The sequence below is a fragment of the Agreia sp. Leaf210 genome (assembly GCF_001421485.1).
GTDB lineage: Bacteria > Actinomycetota > Actinomycetes > Actinomycetales > Microbacteriaceae > Agreia.
Genome location: NZ_LMKK01000001.1, coordinates 333,553 through 351,985, shown reverse-complemented (window position 1 = coordinate 351,985; position 18,433 = coordinate 333,553). Strand labels below are relative to the sequence as shown.

19 protein-coding genes are annotated in these 18,433 nt (G+C 67.2%); 17 read left to right on the top strand and 2 right to left on the bottom strand.

Annotated features, from left to right (window positions below):
- Nucleotides 1-156: 156 nt before the first annotated feature.
- From ASE64_RS01700 to ASE64_RS01670, 7 genes are all read left to right on the top strand, one after another.
- Nucleotides 157-1,812, top strand: coding sequence for an ABC-F family ATP-binding cassette domain-containing protein (locus ASE64_RS01700; RefSeq protein ID WP_055775035.1), 1,656 nt, complete (start codon nucleotides 157-159; stop codon nucleotides 1,810-1,812).
- Nucleotides 1,813-1,821: 9 nt separating this feature from the next.
- Nucleotides 1,822-2,304 carry a pantetheine-phosphate adenylyltransferase gene (coaD, locus tag ASE64_RS01695; RefSeq protein ID WP_055775033.1) on the top strand — a complete coding sequence of 161 codons (483 nt, stop codon included), beginning with the start codon at nucleotides 1,822-1,824 and terminating at the stop codon, nucleotides 2,302-2,304.
- Between the two features lie 83 nt (nucleotides 2,305-2,387).
- Nucleotides 2,388-3,389, top strand: coding sequence for a TIGR03557 family F420-dependent LLM class oxidoreductase (locus tag ASE64_RS01690; RefSeq protein ID WP_044442178.1), 1,002 nt, complete (start codon nucleotides 2,388-2,390; stop codon nucleotides 3,387-3,389).
- Complete coding sequence (locus tag ASE64_RS01685; protein WP_156351593.1) at nucleotides 3,389-4,255, top strand: coenzyme F420-0:L-glutamate ligase; 867 nt, start codon at nucleotides 3,389-3,391, stop codon at nucleotides 4,253-4,255. The genes ASE64_RS01690 and ASE64_RS01685 overlap by 1 nt, the downstream gene beginning before the upstream one ends.
- Nucleotides 4,252-4,893 (top strand): 2-phospho-L-lactate guanylyltransferase, encoded by a 642-nt coding sequence (gene cofC, locus ASE64_RS01680; RefSeq protein ID WP_055775028.1) that lies wholly within the window; start codon nucleotides 4,252-4,254, stop codon nucleotides 4,891-4,893. Before ASE64_RS01685 ends, cofC begins: the two co-directional genes overlap by 4 nt.
- Before the next feature lie 44 nt (nucleotides 4,894-4,937).
- Nucleotides 4,938-5,252: a hypothetical protein gene (locus tag ASE64_RS01675; protein ID WP_156351592.1), complete on the top strand. Its 315-nt coding sequence runs from the start codon at nucleotides 4,938-4,940 to the stop codon at nucleotides 5,250-5,252.
- On the top strand, nucleotides 5,249-5,692 hold the full coding sequence (locus ASE64_RS01670) for a hypothetical protein (RefSeq protein WP_055775022.1): 444 nt from the start codon (nucleotides 5,249-5,251) through the stop codon (nucleotides 5,690-5,692). Before ASE64_RS01675 ends, ASE64_RS01670 begins: the two co-directional genes overlap by 4 nt.
- A 33-nt stretch (nucleotides 5,693-5,725) precedes the next feature.
- On the opposite strand, the gene cofD is transcribed toward ASE64_RS01670, so the two are convergent.
- A complete protein-coding gene (cofD, locus tag ASE64_RS01665) occupies nucleotides 5,726-6,733 on the bottom strand; it encodes a 2-phospho-L-lactate transferase (protein ID WP_055775018.1) in 1,008 nt (335 codons plus the stop codon).
- 79 nt (nucleotides 6,734-6,812) lie between these two features.
- On the opposite strand from cofD, the gene ASE64_RS01660 reads away from it, so the two are divergent.
- Complete coding sequence (locus ASE64_RS01660; RefSeq protein ID WP_055775015.1) at nucleotides 6,813-7,457, top strand: MOSC domain-containing protein; 645 nt, start codon at nucleotides 6,813-6,815, stop codon at nucleotides 7,455-7,457.
- 12 nt (nucleotides 7,458-7,469) lie between these two features.
- Here ASE64_RS01660 and ASE64_RS01655 read toward each other — a convergent pair whose 3' ends face one another.
- Nucleotides 7,470-8,807, bottom strand: coding sequence for an aminotransferase-like domain-containing protein (locus tag ASE64_RS01655; protein ID WP_055775012.1), 1,338 nt, complete (start codon nucleotides 8,805-8,807; stop codon nucleotides 7,470-7,472).
- Between the two features lie 139 nt (nucleotides 8,808-8,946).
- Here ASE64_RS01655 and ASE64_RS01650 point away from each other — a divergent pair, with 139 nt between their 5' ends.
- The 9 genes from ASE64_RS01650 to ASE64_RS01610 all read left to right on the top strand — a co-directional run bounded on the left by ASE64_RS01650 (nucleotide 8,947) and on the right by ASE64_RS01610 (nucleotide 18,419).
- Nucleotides 8,947-9,795, top strand: a complete 849-nt coding sequence (locus ASE64_RS01650; RefSeq protein ID WP_055775009.1) for a nitrilase-related carbon-nitrogen hydrolase — start codon at nucleotides 8,947-8,949, stop codon at nucleotides 9,793-9,795.
- Nucleotides 9,796-9,812: 17 nt separating this feature from the next.
- Nucleotides 9,813-11,234 carry a dihydropyrimidinase gene (gene hydA, locus ASE64_RS01645; RefSeq protein WP_055775005.1) on the top strand — a complete coding sequence of 474 codons (1,422 nt, stop codon included), beginning with the start codon at nucleotides 9,813-9,815 and terminating at the stop codon, nucleotides 11,232-11,234.
- A gap of 8 nt (nucleotides 11,235-11,242) precedes the next feature.
- Nucleotides 11,243-12,259, top strand: a complete 1,017-nt coding sequence (locus ASE64_RS01640; RefSeq protein WP_055775002.1) for a TIGR03842 family LLM class F420-dependent oxidoreductase — start codon at nucleotides 11,243-11,245, stop codon at nucleotides 12,257-12,259.
- On the top strand, nucleotides 12,256-13,140 hold the full coding sequence (locus ASE64_RS01635; RefSeq protein WP_055774999.1) for an ABC transporter permease: 885 nt from the start codon (nucleotides 12,256-12,258) through the stop codon (nucleotides 13,138-13,140). Before ASE64_RS01640 ends, ASE64_RS01635 begins: the two co-directional genes overlap by 4 nt.
- Nucleotides 13,137-13,994, top strand: coding sequence for an ABC transporter ATP-binding protein (locus tag ASE64_RS01630; RefSeq protein WP_055774997.1), 858 nt, complete (start codon nucleotides 13,137-13,139; stop codon nucleotides 13,992-13,994). Before ASE64_RS01635 ends, ASE64_RS01630 begins: the two co-directional genes overlap by 4 nt.
- Nucleotides 13,991-14,770 carry an ABC transporter permease gene (locus ASE64_RS01625; protein WP_055774994.1) on the top strand — a complete coding sequence of 260 codons (780 nt, stop codon included), beginning with the start codon at nucleotides 13,991-13,993 and terminating at the stop codon, nucleotides 14,768-14,770. The genes ASE64_RS01630 and ASE64_RS01625 overlap by 4 nt, the downstream gene beginning before the upstream one ends.
- Before the next feature lie 58 nt (nucleotides 14,771-14,828).
- A complete protein-coding gene (locus ASE64_RS01620) occupies nucleotides 14,829-15,977 on the top strand; it encodes an ABC transporter substrate-binding protein (protein WP_055774991.1) in 1,149 nt (382 codons plus the stop codon).
- Nucleotides 15,978-16,090: 113 nt separating this feature from the next.
- Nucleotides 16,091-17,419, top strand: coding sequence for an aspartate aminotransferase family protein (locus tag ASE64_RS01615; protein WP_442853827.1), 1,329 nt, complete (start codon nucleotides 16,091-16,093; stop codon nucleotides 17,417-17,419).
- A 64-nt stretch (nucleotides 17,420-17,483) separates the two neighbouring features.
- Nucleotides 17,484-18,419, top strand: coding sequence for a LysR family transcriptional regulator (locus ASE64_RS01610; RefSeq protein ID WP_055774985.1), 936 nt, complete (start codon nucleotides 17,484-17,486; stop codon nucleotides 18,417-18,419).
- The last annotated feature ends 14 nt before the right edge of the window (nucleotides 18,420-18,433 follow it).

Sequence of the window (18,433 nt, the reverse complement as noted above, 5' to 3'; positions counted from 1 at the left end):
GGTGCTCACGGCAGTGATCCCTCGCGACGAGCTGCAACACGTGCGAATCGAGTTCGTACGACGAATACCACCGGCTGAAATCGTCTCCCTTCGCGATGAAGGCTCCCGCTGACCGCCCAACTCGCCTGCGGCCCGCGCTCCTGACACCATGGAGTCATGACCGCAACACTCGTGGCCAAAGGCCTGGCCGGCGGCCACGGCCACCGCACACTCTTCTCTTCTCTCGACCTCACGGTCGCGCCTGGCGACATCGTGGGTGTCGTGGGCGCCAACGGCGCCGGCAAGTCCACGCTGCTGCGCATCCTCGCGGGCCTCGACGCGCCGCTCGAGGGCACGGTCACGCTCGCGCCCGGCGACGCCTTCGTGGGCTGGCTTCCGCAGGAGCACGAGCGAGTCGCCGGCGAGACGGTCGCCGAGTACGTCGGGCGGCGCACCGGCACGACCGTTGCGACGAGCGAGATGGATGCCGCGGCCGCAGCTCTCGGAGACACCGAGGGCGTCGCGCCGGGCGAACCCGATCCGGCCGATGTCTACTCGGCCGCGCTGGAACGCTGGCTGGCCAGCGGAGCCGCCGACCTCGACGACCGCCTGCCCGTCGTTCTGGCCGAGCTCGGGCTCGCCCTGTCGTCCGATGCGCTGATGACCTCTCTGTCGGGCGGCCAGGCCGCCCGGGTGGGCCTCGCCGCCCTACTGCTCTCGCGCTTCGACATCGTGCTGCTCGACGAGCCCACCAACGACCTCGACCTCGACGGCCTCGAGCGACTCGAGGGCTTCATCCGCGGGTTGCGCGGGGGAGTCGTTCTCGTGAGCCATGACCGGGCATTTCTTGCGTCGAGCGTCACCCGCGTCGTCGAGCTCGACCTCGCGCAGGGCACGAACCGCGTGTACGGCGGCGGATACGACTCGTTCCTCGAAGAGCGCGAGACGGCGAAGCGGCACGCCCGCGAAGAGTACGACGAGTTCGCCGAGAAGAAGGCCGACCTCGTGGGACGAGCCCGCACCCAGCGCGAGTGGTCGAGTCAGGGCGTGCGCAACGCCATGAAGAAGTCGCCCGACAACGACAAGATCCGCCGCAAGGCCTCGGTGGAATCGAGCGAGAAGCAGGCCCAGAAGGTTCGCCAGATGGAGAGCCGCATCGCCCGTCTCGACGAGGTCGAGGAGCCGCGCAAGGAATGGCAGCTGCAGTTCACCATCGGGTCGGCACCCCGGTCGAGCTCCGTCGTGTCGACGCTCTCGGCGGCCGTCGTGCGCCAGGGAGACTTCACGCTCGGACCCGTCTCTCTGCAGATCGACGCCGGTGATCGCATCGGAATCACGGGCCCGAACGGAGCCGGCAAATCGACTCTGCTCAGGCTGCTTCTCGGTCGCACAGAACCGAGTGAGGGCATGGCGAGCCTCGGCGCGAGCGTGGCGATCGGCGAGATCGACCAGGCCAGGGCCGTGCTCGCGGGCTCGGCCACCCTGGCGTCGAGTTTCGAAGCGCAGGTGCCCGAGTGGCCGGTCGCCGAGGTTCGCACGCTGCTGGCGAAGTTCGGCTTGAAGGCCGACCACGTCTCGCGCCCGGTCGACGAGCTGTCACCGGGCGAGCGCACCCGGGCGGGCCTCGCGCTGCTGCAGGCCACAGGCGTCAACCTTCTCGTTCTCGACGAGCCCACGAATCACCTCGACCTCGTGGCGATCGAGCAGCTCGAGCAGGCCATCGAGTCGTACGACGGCACGCTTCTGCTGGTCACGCACGATCGCCGCATGCTCGAGACTGTGCGTCTCAACCGCCAGTGGCAGGTCACTGACGGCACAGTGATCGAACGATAGGGTCGAACAATGAGCAGTGTCGCCGTCGTCCCCGGGTCTTTCGACCCCGTCACACTCGGGCATCTCGATGTCATCTCGCGAGCCGCGGGCCTCTTCGACGAGGTGCACGTTCTCGTGGTGCACAATCCTGCGAAGACCGCGCTCTTGCCCATCTCGCAGCGAGTGCGCCTGATCGAGCAGGCCATTCTCGACGAGGGTCTGCCGTCGAACATCGTCGTCAACTCGTGGAGCGTCGGCCTGCTCGTCGACTACTGCACCGATGTCGGAGCGCGGGCACTCGTCAAGGGAATCCGCTCGCAGGTCGACGTCGCCTACGAGACGCCGATGGCCATCGTGAATCGCAATCTGGCGGGCGTCGAGACCGTGTTCCTGCTTCCCGACCCCGCTCACGCGCACGTCTCGAGTTCGCTCGTGCGGCAGGTGTCGTCGCTGGGCGGCGACGTCGCGCCGTATGTGCCGGCCGCCGTCGCAGACTTCCTGAACAGTCAATAACGCTCAACAGCCAATAGGCGTGAACACGCAATAGGGCGCATCTTCGAAACCTGTTCTTCACACGCGAGTGGGAGGATGGAAGCATGTCTGATCTCTCCATCGGCTATGCCGCCATGCTCGAGCAGTTCCACCCCACCGAGGCCGTCGCTCTGTCGGCGCTCGCCGAACAGCACGGCTTCACGGGCGTGATGGCGGCGGACCACTTCCAACCCTGGGTTCCGCAGCAGGGTCAGAGCGCCTTCGTCTGGGAGGTCCTCGCGGCCCTCGGCGAGCGGACCACCGGCGACTTCGGTCCGGGCGTCACCGCCCCGACGTTCCGCTGGCATCCCGCGATGGTGGCCCAGGCATCCGCAACCCTCGGTGCCATGTACCCGGGCCGGCACTGGCTCGGACTGGGCTCGGGCGAGGCCCTGAACGAGCACATCGTGGGCGGCTACTGGCCCGAGGCGCCCGAGCGCATCAACCGCATGTTCGAGGCCATCGAGATCATCAACAAGCTCTTCACGGCATCGATCGCCGGAAAAGATGTGAAGCACTCGGGCCAGTTCTACAAGCTCGAGTCGACGCGCCTGTGGACGATGCCGCCCGTGGCTCCCGAGATTCTCGTCGCCACGGCAGGCCCGGTGACCGCGAAGCGGGCGGGCCGCCACGTCGACGGCCTCATCACCGTCGGAGCTCCTCTGGCCAAGATCGAGGGCCTCTTCGCCAAGTTCGAAGAGGGCGCACGCGAGGCCGGCAAAGACCCGTCGACGATGCCGCGCGTGCTGCAGTTGCACATGTCGTGGGCTGAGACCGATGAGATCGCCCTCGTCAACGCCATGACCGAGTGGCCGAACGGCGGCATGAAGTTCCCGAAGGGCGACATCCGCTCGCCGTTCGAACTCGAGCAGATGGCCAAGCTCGTGCGCCCCGAAGACTTCGAAGGCCGCCTCGTGATCTCGAGCGACCCCGACGTGCACCGCGCCTACATCCAGAGCTTCATCGATCTGGGCTTCGACCGCGTCTATTTGCACAACGTCGGCCGCAACCAGAAGGAGTGGATCGAGGTCTTCGGTCGCGACGTGCTGCCTAAGCTGCACCGCTAGTGGCCCGATCCCACGCCGCGGAGATCCGGCTGATCGGCGTCGAGGGCATTCCCGAGATCTCCCCGGGCGATGACCTGGTGACGGTGATCGCGTCGGCGCTCGATGCTCAGGAGTTGTCGCTCGAGGACGGCGACATTCTGGTGGTCACGTCGAAGATCGTTTCGAAGGCAGAGGGCCGGGTCATCGCGGCGACCGACCGCGAGGAGGCGATCACCCGCGAGACGGTTCGCCTGGTGGCGTCGCGCGCGTACCCCGGCGGCGTCACCCGCATCGTCGAGAACCGCCAGGGCATCGTTCAGGCGGCGGCGGGGGTCGACGCCAGCAACACGCCCGACGGCACCGTCCTCCTGCTGCCCGAAGACCCGGATGCGTCGGCGCGGGCTCTTTGCGCGGGCCTGCGTCAGGCATCCGGTGCTCGTATCGGCATCGTCATCTCCGACACGCTCGGCAGGGCGTGGCGCGAGGGCCAGATCGATGCGGCGATCGGCGCGGCCGGTGTGATCGTCATCGACGACCTGCGCGGCAGCACCGACACCTTCGGGCAGACGCTGTCGGTGACCCAGGCCGCCACGGGCGACGAACTGGCGTCGGCCACAGATCTGGTGAAGGGCAAGGCCACGGGCATGCCGGTCGCTCTTGTGCGCGGCCTGCCCCGCCTCGTGGTCGACTCGCTCGACACACCCGCTCGCGCGCTCGTGCGACGGCCCGAAGGCGACATGTTCCGGCTCGGCACAGACGAGGCACATGCTCAGGGCTTCGCCGAGGGCTACGGCCAAGGGCTGGCAGACGCGCGACGCGGCCATCGTGCGGGCGCTCGTCCGTCGCGGGTTCGGCTGCGTGCACGCTCGCGTTGGAACGCCCGATGAGTGCCACCGGCGACTGGGTCGTCGTGATGCCCGTCAAGGGCACGGCGGGCGCGAAGAGCCGACTGCTCGGCGGCCTCGCCGATTCCGAGATCCCCGAGGATCGTCGCGCCGAGTTCGCGCTGGCTCTCGCGCTCGACGCCGTCGATGCTGTGCGCACGGCGCTGCCCGTCGTGCGGGTCGTCGTGGTCACGAGCGCCGAGGTCTCCGAGCGCTTCGAAGCGCTCGGCGCGCTTGTGCGGCGCGATCCGGGAACCGGCCTCAACGCCGCCTTCACCCGGGGCATCCGATCGGCCATGGAACTCAACCCGGGCCGGCCCGTCGCAGCGCTGATGAGCGACCTCGCGTCGATCAGGCCGCGCGATGTGACCGCCGCTCTCGACCTCGCTTCGGAGACGCCACTCGGTATGCTCACCGACAAAGACGGAACAGGAACCACGCTGCTGACCGCGCTGTCGCCGCGCGCCCTCGTGCCGAGATTCGGCCTGGGGTCGGCACGGCGGCACCGTGAGGCGGGCCACCTCGAACTCGAGATCGCCCGGGGCGACCGGATGCGCCTCGACATCGACACGGCCGACGATCTGGCGACCGCGCGAGCCCTCGGCCTCGGTCTGCGAGCCAGAGCCGTGCTCGGCCAGTAACGCAATGGCTTCCCGCTGACGCGTGCAGCTGGCAGGGTCGGGGAATGGAGCCTTCCGAAGATGCACCAGGTAGCCGGATAAACCCGTTCGAGGTCGCATTGTGGATCGTCGGTCTGGTCGCCGTCGCCGCCGCGGTGTGGAGTACCCATTGGGCGAACGGCACCCTCTCGATCGCCAACGGAGGCTACTACTGCGACGATGCGGGCAACTGCAAGGAGCTCTACGACTACGCGCTCGTTCACACCGTTCTCGCCCTGGCGCCGTCTGTGCTGACGTCGGGCTTCATCGCGATCATCGTCGCCTTTGCACTGCGGGCGTGGCCGGTCGCGCGCCCGGAACATGGGAGAGTGAGTGCATGAACCGCGGAACCCGTATCAATCCGTTCGAGATCGCGCTCTGGGCGGTAGCCGCCGTGCTGACCATCGGCGGAGTGGCTGCTCAGGTCTGGTCCGTCAGCCGCCTCGGTCTCGGGGGAGGGCCGTCGAGCGAGGGCTTCGTCGCCGTTCAAGTGATCTATACGCTCGGACCGGCCGTCGTGACCGCGGGCCTGATCGCCGCTGCCGTGGCACTGGCCCTTCGCGCGGCGGCAGTCCTCGCCGCCCGGCACGTTGCTTCGCTCGCCACCGAGGCTCGCCGCGCTGCGGCTTCCGAGGTGCCCACCAGCGCGGAAGTGGCGGAGACCCCGTCGCCCGCGAACGGTGCGCAGCAGGAGGATCCGCTGCCCTTCGAACCGCAGAGGTTCCGGCAGCGCCAGCGGGCGGTCGACCATTCGGCCTTCAAGAGGCCGGCCGGCGAATAGCCTGCTTGCCCGATACCGGCGGCTCGGGCTCGACTAGACCCCGAGCTCTCGTGCCGTCTTCAGAGCCGCGGCCGCGAGCACCCCGCTGACCTCGTCGTCGTTCATCCAGAGCGGAACCGGGCGCGACCGGATTCCCGCTCCGTGCAGGGCGGGAACGGCCGCCGCATCGGTGGAGTCCACGAGCCACGCGTCGAGGATGCCGCCGCTGGCGCGGGATCCGTAGTGCAGCCCCACGGCCTCGGCGGTGACTCCGACGCCGATCGCGGTCAGGCAGGCGGCGGCCATGCCCCGCACCGCCGCACCGTCGATGATGGGCGAGACACCGACGACGGGCGCCCGGGTCTCGGCGAGAGCCTCGCGAACCCCGGGGATGTCGAGCGTCGTGCCGATCGAGACGACCGGGTTCGAGGGTGCGATCAGCACGACATCGGCTTCGAGGATGGCGGCGCGCGCCTCGGGCGTGATGTGAGAGTCCTCGACGCCCCGCTGCACGAAGCCCCGCGTGGGCAGGTTGGCGCGGTGCTTCACCCACCACTCCTCGAAGTGGATCTGAGTATCGACGCCGTCGTCGGTGACAGAGACGAAGGTGGGCACGTCGGCGTCGGTCACAGGCAGCAGGCGCACGCCGATCGACGGCCAGCGGGCCTGGATGCGTTCGGTCGCCTCGGTCAGCCGAAGCCCCTCGCGCAGCAAGTGCGACCGGGCGATGTGCGTGCCCAGGTCGAGATCGCCCAGAGTGAACCAGGGCCAGCCCACCCCGAACGCGGTGAGTTCGGCGCTCACTCGCTCCGACTCGCCCGCCCGTCCCCAGCCGCGCACCTCGTCGTTCGCGCCGGCGAGCGAGTACATGATCGAGTCGAGGTCGGGGCACACCTTGAGGCCGGTGAGCCAGACGTCGTCGCCGGTGTTGACGATGGCGCTCACCTCGTCGGTGTGGCCGCCGTCGCCGTCTCCGTCGGGATGGACGATGGACAGGTGGTGGCGGAGTCCCCGCAGGAACTTGGCCCCGCCGACACCTCCCGCGAGTACGGCGATCTTCACGAGCCGAGTTTATCCCGGCTCTCGGTCCGACCTCGCCGGGGGCCGGAATGCCCGTGCCCGCGGTGCCATAATCGTCGGCATGTCTCTGGTCGAATCACTCTGCCGCGTTCACAGCCTGCTTCCCGACCCCGGGTCGGTGGGGGTGACGGGCATAGACAAGCGGCCGGTCGAGGGCCCGGTGAGGTTCGGCGAATACGGGCTCTATGCCGATGTGCAGGCCGACCGCAAGTACCACGGCGGACTGTCGAAAGCCGTCTACGCCTACGCCTCGGAGGATGCCGAGCACTGGGCGGGCCTTCTCGGCCGAGAGATCGGCTACGGCCTCTTCGGCGAGAATGTTCGCACGCGTGGAGTGGATGTCTCGGGCGCGGTCATCGGGGAGCGGTGGATGCTCGGCGCGCAGGTCGTGCTCGAAGTGACCTGCCCACGCACCCCCTGCGCCACATTCGGCCGCCGCATGGGCGAGCGCGGGTGGGTCAGGCGCTTCGCCGCGGAGGGGCGACCCGGTGCCTATCTCCGCGTCGTGACAGCGGGAGAAGTCCGCGCCGGAGACGCCGTGCGCGTCATTGATCGCCCCGACCATGGCGTCAGCGTCGCGTCGTGGTTCGCACTTCGGCGCTCAGCCGACGCCGCTGCCCTGCTCGCCGCGCACGAGAGCGGGCGGCATCCGCTCGTGCCAGAGATGCTCGACTCGCTCGCGGTCGCCCTGGCGTCGAACCGGTAGGTGCGCGGCGCGTTATCGCGCGAGTGCCGCTGCCGCGAGCAGCGCGCCGATCTGGTCGAAGTCGTCGCGGATGCGGCCCGCCGTGATGCGGATGAACTGCTCGCTCTCGAGGGGTGCCGCATAGAACGAGCTTCCGGCGGCCACCTTGATGCCCGAAGCGGCGAGCGACAGGATCGCGGCCTTCTCGTCGTGCACGCGGAGCCACGTGTTGATTCCGTCGGAGGGGGAGTGCTCGACGCCGGAGCGAACAAGGGCCTCGGAGAGCGCCCGCTGTCGGGCGTGGTAGACCCTCCGGGCCTCGGAGATCTGGGTGACGCTCGGCGACGCGGTGAGTAGCTGGTAGAGGATCGTCTGGAGCATTCGCGACGTCCAACCGGGGCCGACCATACGCCGGGCGATCACCCGGTCGATGATCGCGGTCGGACCGCCCAGGGCTCCGATGCGTAGATCGGGCCCGTGCGACTTCGCGAAGCTGCGCACGTGCAGCGTGCGGTGCGGAAACCACTGGCCGAGGCTGAACGCCGTGCCCGTCGTGATCTCCCCGGAGTGATCGTCCTCGATGATCACGGGGTCGGAGACGTGCGACTTGGCCCGGATGACGCGCGCCAGTTCGCGCGTGCGTTCGGCGGTGAGAGACACTCCGGTCGGGTTCTGTGCTCGGGGCTGGATGATGATGGCGGCCGGATTGAGATCGAGCGCTGCGGAGAGCAGCTCGGGCCTCATGCCCTCGGAGTCGATGGCCACGGGGATCGCCTCGACCCCGAGCTGTTCGAGCAGATCGAAGAATGGGGGGAATCCAGGGCTCTCGACGACGACCCTGTCTCCGTAACGCACGATCGCCTCGAGTGACCGGCTGATCGCATCCAGGGCCCCGTCGAGAATCGTGAGGCTCGCCGGCACGAAGGGCCAGGATGCGCGCAGTTGCCGCTCGAGGTCGGGCAGCACGCGCATGTCGAGATAACTCGCTGTGTCGGCTCGGGTCGGAACGTGCGCGAGCGCGAGGGCGAGGTCGGGCAGCAGCAGAGGGTCAGGCGTTCCCGTTGACAGATCGAGCCGCGCCACCACGTGCGAGCCGGCCAGCTCGCCGAAGTGCGGCGGCATCCAGGCCGTCGAGGCCTCGAGCACGTAGCTGCCGGCGCGGCCCCGCGAGGTGATCAGCCCCACTTTCGAGAGCGCCTGCCACGCGTTGCTCACCGTTGCCGGGCTCACGCCCAGGGCCGATGCGACGTTGCGCACCGTCGGCAGCCGTTCTCCCGATCGCAGCGCGCCTCCGCGAATCAGGCGGGAGATGGCGGCGGCGATGCCCTCGGGCGTCTTGCTCTCGACGGCGCCGGTGATGGTGTCGAGCACTCCTGCCGTCCTTTCGTGGGGGCTAGCGACTCTTGACTTATTTACGCCGACGTCACAATCTGAAATCTAAGAGAAATGTTCAACCCCGACAATAACAAAACGGGGTTCGAGCGGAAATGCTCAGCGAGAGGACGATGCAATGACGGTAGTACGCGCAGCACTCACCCAGGCGACATGGACGGGCGACAAAGAGTCCATGATCGCCAAGCACGAGCAGTTCGCCCGCGACGCGGCAGCTCAGGGCGTGCAGATCATCTGTTTTCAGGAACTGTTCTACGGGCCGTACTTCGGCATCATCCAAGACGCGAAGTACTACGACTACGCCGAGGCCGCGGACGGTCCCACGGTGCAGCGCTTCCAGGCGCTGGCCAAGGAGCTCTCCATGGTCATCGTGCTGCCGATCTATGAAGAGGAGCAGCCGGGCGTTCTCTACAACACCGCGGTGGTCGTCGATGCCGACGGCACCGTGCTCGGTAAGTACCGCAAGCACCACATCCCCAACCTGCAGCAGTTCTGGGAGAAGTTCTACTTCCGCCCCGGCAACCTGGGCTACCCGGTCTTCGACACCGCCGTCGGCAAGGTCGGCGTCTACATCTGCTACGACCGCCACTTCCCCGAGGGGTGGCGCGAACTCGGCCTGAACGGCGCACAGATCGTCTTCAACCCGTCGGCCACGAAGCCCGGCCTGTCGAACCGCCTCTGGGAGCTCGAGCAGCCCGCGGCCGCGGCGGCGAACCAGTACTACATCGGCGCGAACAACCGCATCGGCACAGAGACCGAGGAGTTCGGCGACGACGCCGTCACCTTCTACGGCAGCTCCTACTTCGTCGATCCGCGTGGCAACTACGTCGGAGACGTCGCCTCGACGGACACCGAGGAGATCGTCGTGCGCGACCTCGACCTCGAGGTTCTGCGCGAGGTGCGCAACTCGTGGCAGTTCTATCGCGATCGCCGCCCCGACTCCTACGTGGCCACGGTCGCGCCGTAACGGGGAGGGCGACTGACATGGCAACGACACTGGTCACCGGGGGGACGGTCGTGTCTTCGACCGGTCGCGCCCGAGCAGATGTGCTCATCGACGGCGAGACGATCGCCGCGGTTCTCGAGCCCGGCTCCGTGCTTCTCGGCACCGACCTCACCTCGGCCGTCGACACGGTCATCGACGCCACGGGCAAGTACGTGATTCCGGGCGGAATCGATGCGCACACCCACATGCAGATGCCGTTCGGCGGAACCGAGGCATCCGACACGTTCGAGACCGGAACCCGGGCAGCGGCCTGGGGCGGCACGACCACGATCGTCGACTTCGCGATCCAGTCGTACGGCGAGAAAGTGCAGGATGGCCTGGCGGCGTGGCACGAGAAGGCGGCGGGAAACTGCGCCATCGACTACGGATTCCACCAGATCATCGGCGACGTGAACGAGGAGTCGCTGCGCGCCATGGACGGACTCCTCGACGAGGGCGTCTCGAGCTTCAAGCTCTTCATGGCCTACCCCGGAGTGTTCCTGAGCAACGACGGCCAGATCCTGCAGGCCATGCAGAAGTCGGCCGCCACGGGCCTGATGACCATGATGCACGCCGAGAACGGTTCGGCCATCGACGTCTTCGCCCAGCAGCTGGTGAAAGACGGCTACACCGAGCCCTACTATCACGGCGTCTCGCGTCCGTGGCAGATGGAGGAGGAGGCCACGCACCGCGCGATCATGCTGGCGAACCTCACGGGTGCGCCGCTCTACGTCGTGCACGTCTCGGCGAAGCAGGCGGTGGGCCAGATCGCCACGGCACGCGACAACGGCCAGAACGTCTACGGCGAGACCTGCCCGCAGTACCTCTATCTCTCGCTCGAGGACAACCTGGGTGCTGATGGATTCGAAGGTGCCAAGTGGGTGTGCTCCACGCCGCTGCGCTCAAAGCACGAGCACCACCAGGATCAGCTCTGGCAGGCGCTGCGCACCAATGACATCCAGATGGTCTCGACCGACCATTGCCCCTTCTGCATGAAGGGCCAGAAGGAGCTCGGTGTGGGCAACTTCACCAAGATCCCCAATGGCATCGGCTCTGTCGAGCACCGCATGGATCTGCTCTACCAGGGTGTCGTCAACGGTCACATCTCGCTCGAGCGTTGGGTCGAGATCACCTCGACGACTCCGGCTCGCATGTTCGGCATGTACGGAAAGAAGGGCGTCATCCAGCCCGGTGCCGATGCCGACATCCTCGTCTACGACCCGAACGGCCACACGTCGATCGGCTACGAGAAGACGCACCACATGAACCTCGACTACTCCGCCTACGAGGGCTACGAGATCGACGGTCACGTCGATACCGTCCTCTCGCGCGGAAAGGTCGTGGTCGACGACAACACCTACCTGGGCGCCAAGGGCGACGGCAGGTTCATCAAGCGCGGCCTCTCGCAGTACCTCATCTAAGGGACCCCATGGAATTCGGCGCAGTACTTCAGACCAATCCGCCCGCCTCCCGCACGGTGCATCTCGCCAAGCTCGCTGAGCAGCACGGCTTCGAGTACGTGTGGACGTTCGACTCGCACCTGCTCTGGCAGGAGCCCTACGTGATCTACAGCCAGATCTTGAACGAGACCCACCGCGTGAAGGTCGGCCCGATGGTCACGAATCCGGCCACGCGCGACTGGACCGTCACGGCATCGCTCTACGCCACGCTCAACGAGATGTACGGCAACCGCACCATCATGGGCATCGGGCGGGGCGACTCGGCGGTGCGCGTCACCAATGGCGCTCCGACCACTCTGAAGGCGTTGCGCGAGTCCATTCACGTCATCCGTGAACTCGCCAACTCCCGACCGGTCGAGTACAACGGCGCCGAGCTGCGCTTTCCGTGGAGCGTCGGCAGCGAGCTGGATGTCTGGGTCGCCGCCTACGGTCCGCTCGCCTTGAAGCTCACGGGTGAGGTCGGCGACGGCTTCATCCTGCAGCTGGCCGACCTCGACATCGCCGAGTGGATGATCAAGACGGTTCGTTCGGCCGCGGAGAACGTCGGCCGCGATCCCGACGAGATCGCCTTCTGCGTCGCGGCTCCGATGTACATCGGCGACGACTGGCAGCACATGCGCGATCAGTGCCGTTGGTTCGGCGGCATGGTCGGCAATCATGTGGCCGACATCGTCTCGAAGTACGGTGCCGACTCCTCTGTTCCCACGGCTCTGACCGACTACATCAAAGATCGGGAGGGCTACGACTACAACGAGCACGGCCGTGCGGGCAACAGTCACACGGCATTCGTGCCCGATGAGATCGTCGACCGCTTCTGTCTGCTCGGAACCGCAGACGAGCACATCGAGAAGCTCAAGAAGTTGAAGGACATCGGCGTGACCCAGTTCGCGGGTTACCTCCAGCACGACAACAAAGAGGAGACCCTGCGCGTGTACGGCGAGATGGTCATCCCCGCGCTCAAAGAGCACATCACGGCCAAGGCATGACCCGAACCGGCTCCCCGCTCGTGCGCCGCGTACTCCTCGGAGTGCTCGGAGTCGTGGTGCTGGCCGCCGTGTGGGAGCTGTACAAGGCGCTCGGCCCTGCCACGGGCGTGGTGCTCGGCGACCTGACCGTGCTTCCGCGCACGAGCGACTTGGCCATGCCCCACGTGTGGGACATGGTGGCCCGGTTGTTCCGCCCTGTTCGCTCGGCCGGTGACGACGAGATGATGTGGCAGGCCGTGCTGCAGGCGTCGTTCTTCAGCCTCGGTGTGGCCGCGGTGGGCTGGCTCGTGGGCGTCGTCGTGGGCATGCTCCTCGCCGTCGTCATGCAGCGGTTCCGCACGGCGGAGTCTGCGCTGCTTCCCTGGATCGTGCTCAGCCAGACCGTGCCGCTCATCGCCATCGCTCCGCTGGTCAAGCGATGGGGATCGCAGATCGAGATCGGTTCGTTCAGCTGGGAGAACTGGATGTCGGTGGCCCTGATCGCGTCGTACCTGGCGTTCTTCCCCGTCTCGATCGGAGCGCTTCGCGGACTCGAGTCTCCCGATGTGAACCACGTCGAATTGATGCGCACCTACTCGGTCGGATGGTGGGCGACCCTCATCAGGCTCCGTCTGCCGGCGAGTGTGCCCTATCTCCTTCCCGCCCTGCGCCTCGCCGCAGCCAACGCCGTGATCGGCACCGTGGTGGCCGAGGTCTCGATCGGACTGCGCGGCGGCATCGGGCGCATGATCGTGGAGTACGCCGCCGCGGCCGGGGGAGACCCGGCCAAACCGTGGGCACCGATTTTCGGAGCCGTCGTCGTCGGCCTCCTGGCCGCGGGCGTCGTCGCCCTGATCGGCCTCGCCCTCACCCGTTACCGTCGAGGAGAGACCCCCGCATGAGCACCGAAACGTCTGCACAGGGCCAGCCCATCGCATCCACCCACCCCGCGGCCGTCTCTGTGGCCGGCGTGAGCAAGGTGTTTGCCGCTCGCAAGGGCGCGGATGTGACGGCGCTCGAGGCCGTCGACCTCACGATCGCGCCGGGCGAGTTCGTCTCGCTCATCGGGCCGTCGGGATGCGGGAAGTCGACGCTGCTGCGACTCATCGCCGACCTCGACTCGCCCACGAGCGGATCGATCGAGGTCTTCGGCAAGACGGCCAGGCAGGCTCGTATCGATCAGGCCTACGGCATCGCGTTTCAACAGGCGGGCCTGCTGCCCTGGCGAACGGTGCGCGCGAACATCGAGCTTCCGCTCGAGCTGCACAAGGTCGGCAAGGCCGATCGGGCGGCGCGCTCCTCCGAGCTGCTCGCGCTCGTCGGGCTCTTGGACTTCGCCGACAAATACCCCGACCAGCTCTCCGGCGGAATGCAGCAGCGCGTCGCGATCGCCCGCTCGCTCGCCGAGAGCCCCGGTCTTCTGCTGATGGACGAACCGTTCGGCGCTCTCGACGAGATGACGCGCGAGCGCATGCAGACCGAACTCGTGCGCATCTGCGCTGAGACAGGGGCAGCGGTGGTCTTCGTCACGCACTCGATCCCCGAGGCGGTCTTTCTCTCGAACAGGGTCGTCGTGATGTCACCGCGCCCGGGTCGCATCCGAGACGTCATCGCTGTCGACCTCGGGCGCGCGGAAGGGCGCGACGAGGGTCTGCGCGAGGCCGACAGCTTCTTCGAGGCCGTGGTGGCCGTGCGCGAGAGCCTGCACGGAGAACCGGCCGGGGCGTCCGCGGTGCGAGGGGTCGACCAACGATGAAACAGTCCGCGTCGATGCCGCGCACGATCCTCGCGCCGATCCTTCTCGGCGTGCTCGCGGTCGCGCTTTGGCAGCTCGCCGTGGTGGTGCTCGAGATCAAGCCGTTCGTTCTGCCCTCACCCGTGTCGATCGCGACGGAGTTCTCGTCGAGCGTCTCGAGCGTGTGGACGGCGAGCCTGGTGACCGGCGCGAACGCTCTCATCGGTCTGCTGATCGGCGCGATCGTCGGCATCATTGCGGCGATCATCGCCACCGTGCTGCCTCTCACCGACGAGCTGAGCGCGCCCTTGGTGGCAGCCGCGTCGGTGATTCCGATCGTCGCCCTGGCCCCGGTGTTCTACACGATGTTCGGTGCCGACAAAGAGACGGCGAGGCAACTCGTCGCCGCGCTCGCCGTCTTCATTCCGGTCTACCTCAACACTCTGCGCGGTCTGCGTCAGGCCAGGCCCGTGCACCGCGATCTCATGAGGGCCTACGGTGCGTCGGCGTGGCAGTCGACGCGTGCCGTGACCTTGCCCGGTGCGGTTCCGTTCTTGTTCATCGGGCTGCGCATCGCGTCGAGCCTGGCCGTGATCTCCGCCCTCATCGGAGAGTACTTCGGAGGCCCGATCGGTGGACTCGGCAAGTCGATCACCTCGGCCGCTGCGTCGAGCAACTACTCGCTCGCCTACGCCTACGTGCTCGGCGCCATTCTTCTCGGACTCGTCTTCTACGTCGTGACGCTGGGTCTCGAGAAGCTCGTCTCCCCGCACCGCGCCTCTGTCTCGACCCCCTAGAACGTCCGCCTCTTTCTGGCGGCCCTGCACCATTCACCGCACCATCACAGGAGGAACAATGAAACACAGCAAACGCCTCATTGTCACCGGCGCCATCGCGGCTGTCTCGGCTCTCGCGCTCGCGGGCTGCAGTTCGAGCGGTTCCGACGACTCCACGGATTCCGCGAGCGGCGAGCTCACCCCCGTGACTCTTCAGTTGCAGTGGTTCGCACAGGCGCAGTTCGCTGGCTACTACGCAGCGCTCGACCAGGGCTACTACGAAGACGAGGGCCTCGACGTCACGATCCTCGAGGGCGGCGCCGACATCGTTCCGCAGGACGTGCTGTCGGGCGGAGACGCCGACTACGCGATCTCGTGGGTTCCCAAGGTGCTCGGCTCGATCGAACAGGGCGCCGAGATCACCGACGTGGCGCAGATCTTCGAACGCAGCGCCACCACGCAGATCTCGATGAAAGACAAGAACATCACGACCGCCGCCGATCTCGAGGGCAAGAAGGTCGGCAGCTGGGGCTACGGCAACGAGTGGGAACTCTTCGCCGGTATGCAGAAGGCCGGAGTTGACGCCTCGAAGATCGACCTGGTGCAGCAGGCTTTCGATATGAACGGCTTCCTCGCCGGCGACATCGATGCGGCCCAGGCCATGACCTACAACGAATACGCACAGGTACTCGAGTCGGTGAACCCGGCGACGGGCGAGTTGTTCACCCCCGACGACCTCAACGTGATCGACTGGAACAAGGAGGGCACGGCCATGCTTCAGGACGCGATCTGGGCCGATTCGGCCAAGCTCGCCGACGATGACGCCTACGCAGACCAGACCGTCAAATTCATCAAGGCCTCGATCAAGGGATGGATCTACGCGAAGGACAACCCCGAGGAGGCCGCGGCCATCGTGACCGCCGCGGGCTCGACGCTCGGTGAGAGCCACCAGCTGTGGATGACCAACGAGGTCAACAAGCTGATCTGGCCGTCGACCTCCGGCGGCATCGGCATGATCGACGAGGACGCCTGGAAGCAGACCGTCGACATCGCCATGGGAACGAAGAACGAGACCGGCGCGACCGTGATCTCGGCCGAGCCACCGGCATCCGCTCACACCAATGAGTACGTCGAGAAAGCGCTGGCCGAGTTGAAAGACGAAGGAGTCGACACCGAAGGTGCCGACTTCACACCCATCGACGTCACACTGAAGGCCGGCGGCGAGTAACACCCAGTTTCACCATCACCATCGTTCCCTGAGCTTGTCGAAGGGAGCCTGTCGAAGAACTTCCCTCCGACAGGCTCAGGGAACACAACACAGAAAGAACAGGCACCACCGTGATTCCCACCTCTGACGACGGCAAGCGCGCGTACGACCTCGACCGGGCCTACGTCTTCCACTCCTGGTCGGCGCAGGCCGCCCTCGACCCCATGGTCATCGCGGGCGGGTCGGGCACGCGGGTGTGGGATCACGACGGCAACGAGTTCCTCGACTTCTCGAGCCAGCTCGTCAACGTGAACATCGGCCACCAGCACCCGGCGGTGCGAGACGCGATCAAGGCTCAGGCCGACGTTCTCACCACCGTCGCCCCCGCCCACGCCAACCTCGCCCGAGGCGAGGCGGCCCGGCGCATCCTCGATCGTGCAGGATCGGGCTTCGGCAAGGTGTTCTTCACCAACGGCGGGGCGGATGCCAACGAGAACGCGATCCGCATGGCGCGGCTCTACACGGGGCGCGACAAGGTGCTGTCGGCGTATCGCTCGTATCACGGCAACACCGGCGCCGCCGTGGTGGCCACGGGGGACTGGCGTCGTGTTCCCAATGAGTACGCGCGCGGACACGTGCACTTCTTCGGTCCGTTCTCGTATCGCTCGGAATTCTGGAGCACCAGCCCGGCCGAGGAGAGCGAGCGGGCTCTGCACCATCTGCGCCGTGTCGTCCAGAGCGAGGGCGCGTCGTCGATCGCGGCGATCCTGATCGAGACGATCCCGGGCACCGCTGGTGTTCTCGTGCCCCCGCCCGGCTACCTCGCGGGGGTGCGGGCACTTGCCGACGAGTTCGGTATCGTGCTGATCTTCGACGAGGTCATGGCCGGCTTCGGCCGCACCGGTGACTGGTTCGCGTTCCAGTCACTGGCCGACGACGGGGGCCTCGTCGTGCCCGACCTCATCACCTTCGCGAAGGGCGTCAACTCGGGCTACGTTCCCGTGGGCGGCGTCATCATCTCGCCGTCGATCGCGGCCACGTTCGACGAGACGGTGTTCCCCGGAGGGCTCACGTACTCGGGGCATCCGCTCGCCATGGCCTCGATCGTCGGGGCGCTCGACGCCATGGAGAGCGAGGGCATCGTCGCGAACGCGAAGCGTGTGGGTGCGGATGTCATCGGACCGGGCCTTCGCGCGCTGCAGGCCAAGCATCCGACGATCATCGGCGAGGTGCGCGGGCTCGGCGTCTTCTGGGCGCTCGACCTCGTCGCCGATCCCGAGACGCGCGAGCCGGTGGCGCCCTCTGTGATCGGTGTGCTCAAGAAGACGCTGCTGTCGCTCGGGCTGCTGCCCTTCTTCGCCGACAACAGGCTGCACGTGGTGCCGCCCTGCGTGGTGACCGACGACGAGGTGGCTCGGGCGCTCGATCTCTACGACCAGGCGTTCTCGAGTCTCGAAGGTTAGATCGTGTACCGCACGTGAAGAGTTCGAGCCTGACTCCTTAGTTCGGCTTCTAGACTGTCGAACTATGGACGTCGGACGACTCAATCTGCTGCGCGAACTCGCCGAGCGGGGCAGCATCACCGAGGTGGCCAAGGCCACCCATCGCACCGCTTCGGGCATCTCGCAGCAGCTGCGCAAGCTCGAGTCCGAGGCCGGTCTCCCGCTCACCGAGAAGGTGGGGCGGGGGATCGCCCTGACCGATGCGGGCCGAGCGTTGGCGCGCAGTGCGACCGATGTCGCGATCGCGCTCGAGAAGGCCGAGGCCGTGTGGGACGAGTTCCGCAACGACCCCACGGGCACGGTGTCGCTGGCGACTTTCCCGACGGCAGGTCAGATGCTGCTGCCGGGCATGCTCAAGCGCGTGGCCGAGACCGGCGGCCTCACGGTGCACTGCTCCGACCGCGACCCGGAGTCCGAGGGTTTCCCGTCGCTCACGAGCGATTTCGACATCGTGCTCGCGCACTCGCCGAAGCCGGCGGCCTTCTGGAACGACAAAAATCTGCTGGCCGTGCCGCTGATGACGGAGCCGCTCGACATCGCGCTCCCGCCCGGACACCGCCTCGCCGACAAGGACTTCCTGGTGCCGAGCGACCTCATCGGCGAGCAGTGGATCGGGGTGCCCTGGGGGTACCCGTTCGAGCGCACGCTCAACGACATCTTCGAGGCCGCCGGGGTTCCCGTGAACTTCTTTCAGCGCTTCGGCGATACCCGGGTGACCGAGGCGCTGGTCGCGGCGGGCCTCGGTGTCGCCGTGCTCCCGTGCTACACGGCGGCGGGTGCCTATCGCGACCGCATCGTGCTCAAGAACCTGCAGGGAGTCGTGGCCGAACGGCACATCGCGATTCTGATGCGCCCCGACCGCGCCGAACGCCTGGCCGTGCGCACCGTGGTGGACGCACTGCGCGCAGAAGCGGCCGCCGTGGTCGAGGCGAACAAGCACCGCAACCCGCCGGCCGCCTAGCTGCGGCTGTGTGG

Excerpts from the sequence above, each read along its gene's own strand:
- ASE64_RS01700 (WP_055775035.1), top strand. The coding sequence starts at position 157 with ATGACCGCAACACTCGTGGCCAAAGGCCTGGCCGGCGGCCACGGCCAC.
- coaD (WP_055775033.1), top strand. The coding sequence starts at position 1,822 with ATGAGCAGTGTCGCCGTCGTCCCCGGGTCTTTCGACCCCGTCACACTC.
- ASE64_RS01690 (WP_044442178.1), top strand. The coding sequence starts at position 2,388 with ATGTCTGATCTCTCCATCGGCTATGCCGCCATGCTCGAGCAGTTCCAC.
- cofC (WP_055775028.1), top strand. The coding sequence starts at position 4,252 with ATGAGTGCCACCGGCGACTGGGTCGTCGTGATGCCCGTCAAGGGCACG.
- ASE64_RS01675 (WP_156351592.1), top strand. The coding sequence starts at position 4,938 with ATGGAGCCTTCCGAAGATGCACCAGGTAGCCGGATAAACCCGTTCGAG.
- ASE64_RS01670 (WP_055775022.1), top strand. The coding sequence starts at position 5,249 with ATGAACCGCGGAACCCGTATCAATCCGTTCGAGATCGCGCTCTGGGCG.
- ASE64_RS01660 (WP_055775015.1), top strand. The coding sequence starts at position 6,813 with ATGTCTCTGGTCGAATCACTCTGCCGCGTTCACAGCCTGCTTCCCGAC.
- ASE64_RS01650 (WP_055775009.1), top strand. The coding sequence starts at position 8,947 with ATGACGGTAGTACGCGCAGCACTCACCCAGGCGACATGGACGGGCGAC.
- hydA (WP_055775005.1), top strand. The coding sequence starts at position 9,813 with ATGGCAACGACACTGGTCACCGGGGGGACGGTCGTGTCTTCGACCGGT.
- ASE64_RS01640 (WP_055775002.1), top strand. The coding sequence starts at position 11,243 with ATGGAATTCGGCGCAGTACTTCAGACCAATCCGCCCGCCTCCCGCACG.
- ASE64_RS01635 (WP_055774999.1), top strand. The coding sequence starts at position 12,256 with ATGACCCGAACCGGCTCCCCGCTCGTGCGCCGCGTACTCCTCGGAGTG.
- ASE64_RS01630 (WP_055774997.1), top strand. The coding sequence starts at position 13,137 with ATGAGCACCGAAACGTCTGCACAGGGCCAGCCCATCGCATCCACCCAC.
- ASE64_RS01625 (WP_055774994.1), top strand. The coding sequence starts at position 13,991 with ATGAAACAGTCCGCGTCGATGCCGCGCACGATCCTCGCGCCGATCCTT.
- ASE64_RS01620 (WP_055774991.1), top strand. The coding sequence starts at position 14,829 with ATGAAACACAGCAAACGCCTCATTGTCACCGGCGCCATCGCGGCTGTC.
- ASE64_RS01610 (WP_055774985.1), top strand. The coding sequence starts at position 17,484 with ATGGACGTCGGACGACTCAATCTGCTGCGCGAACTCGCCGAGCGGGGC.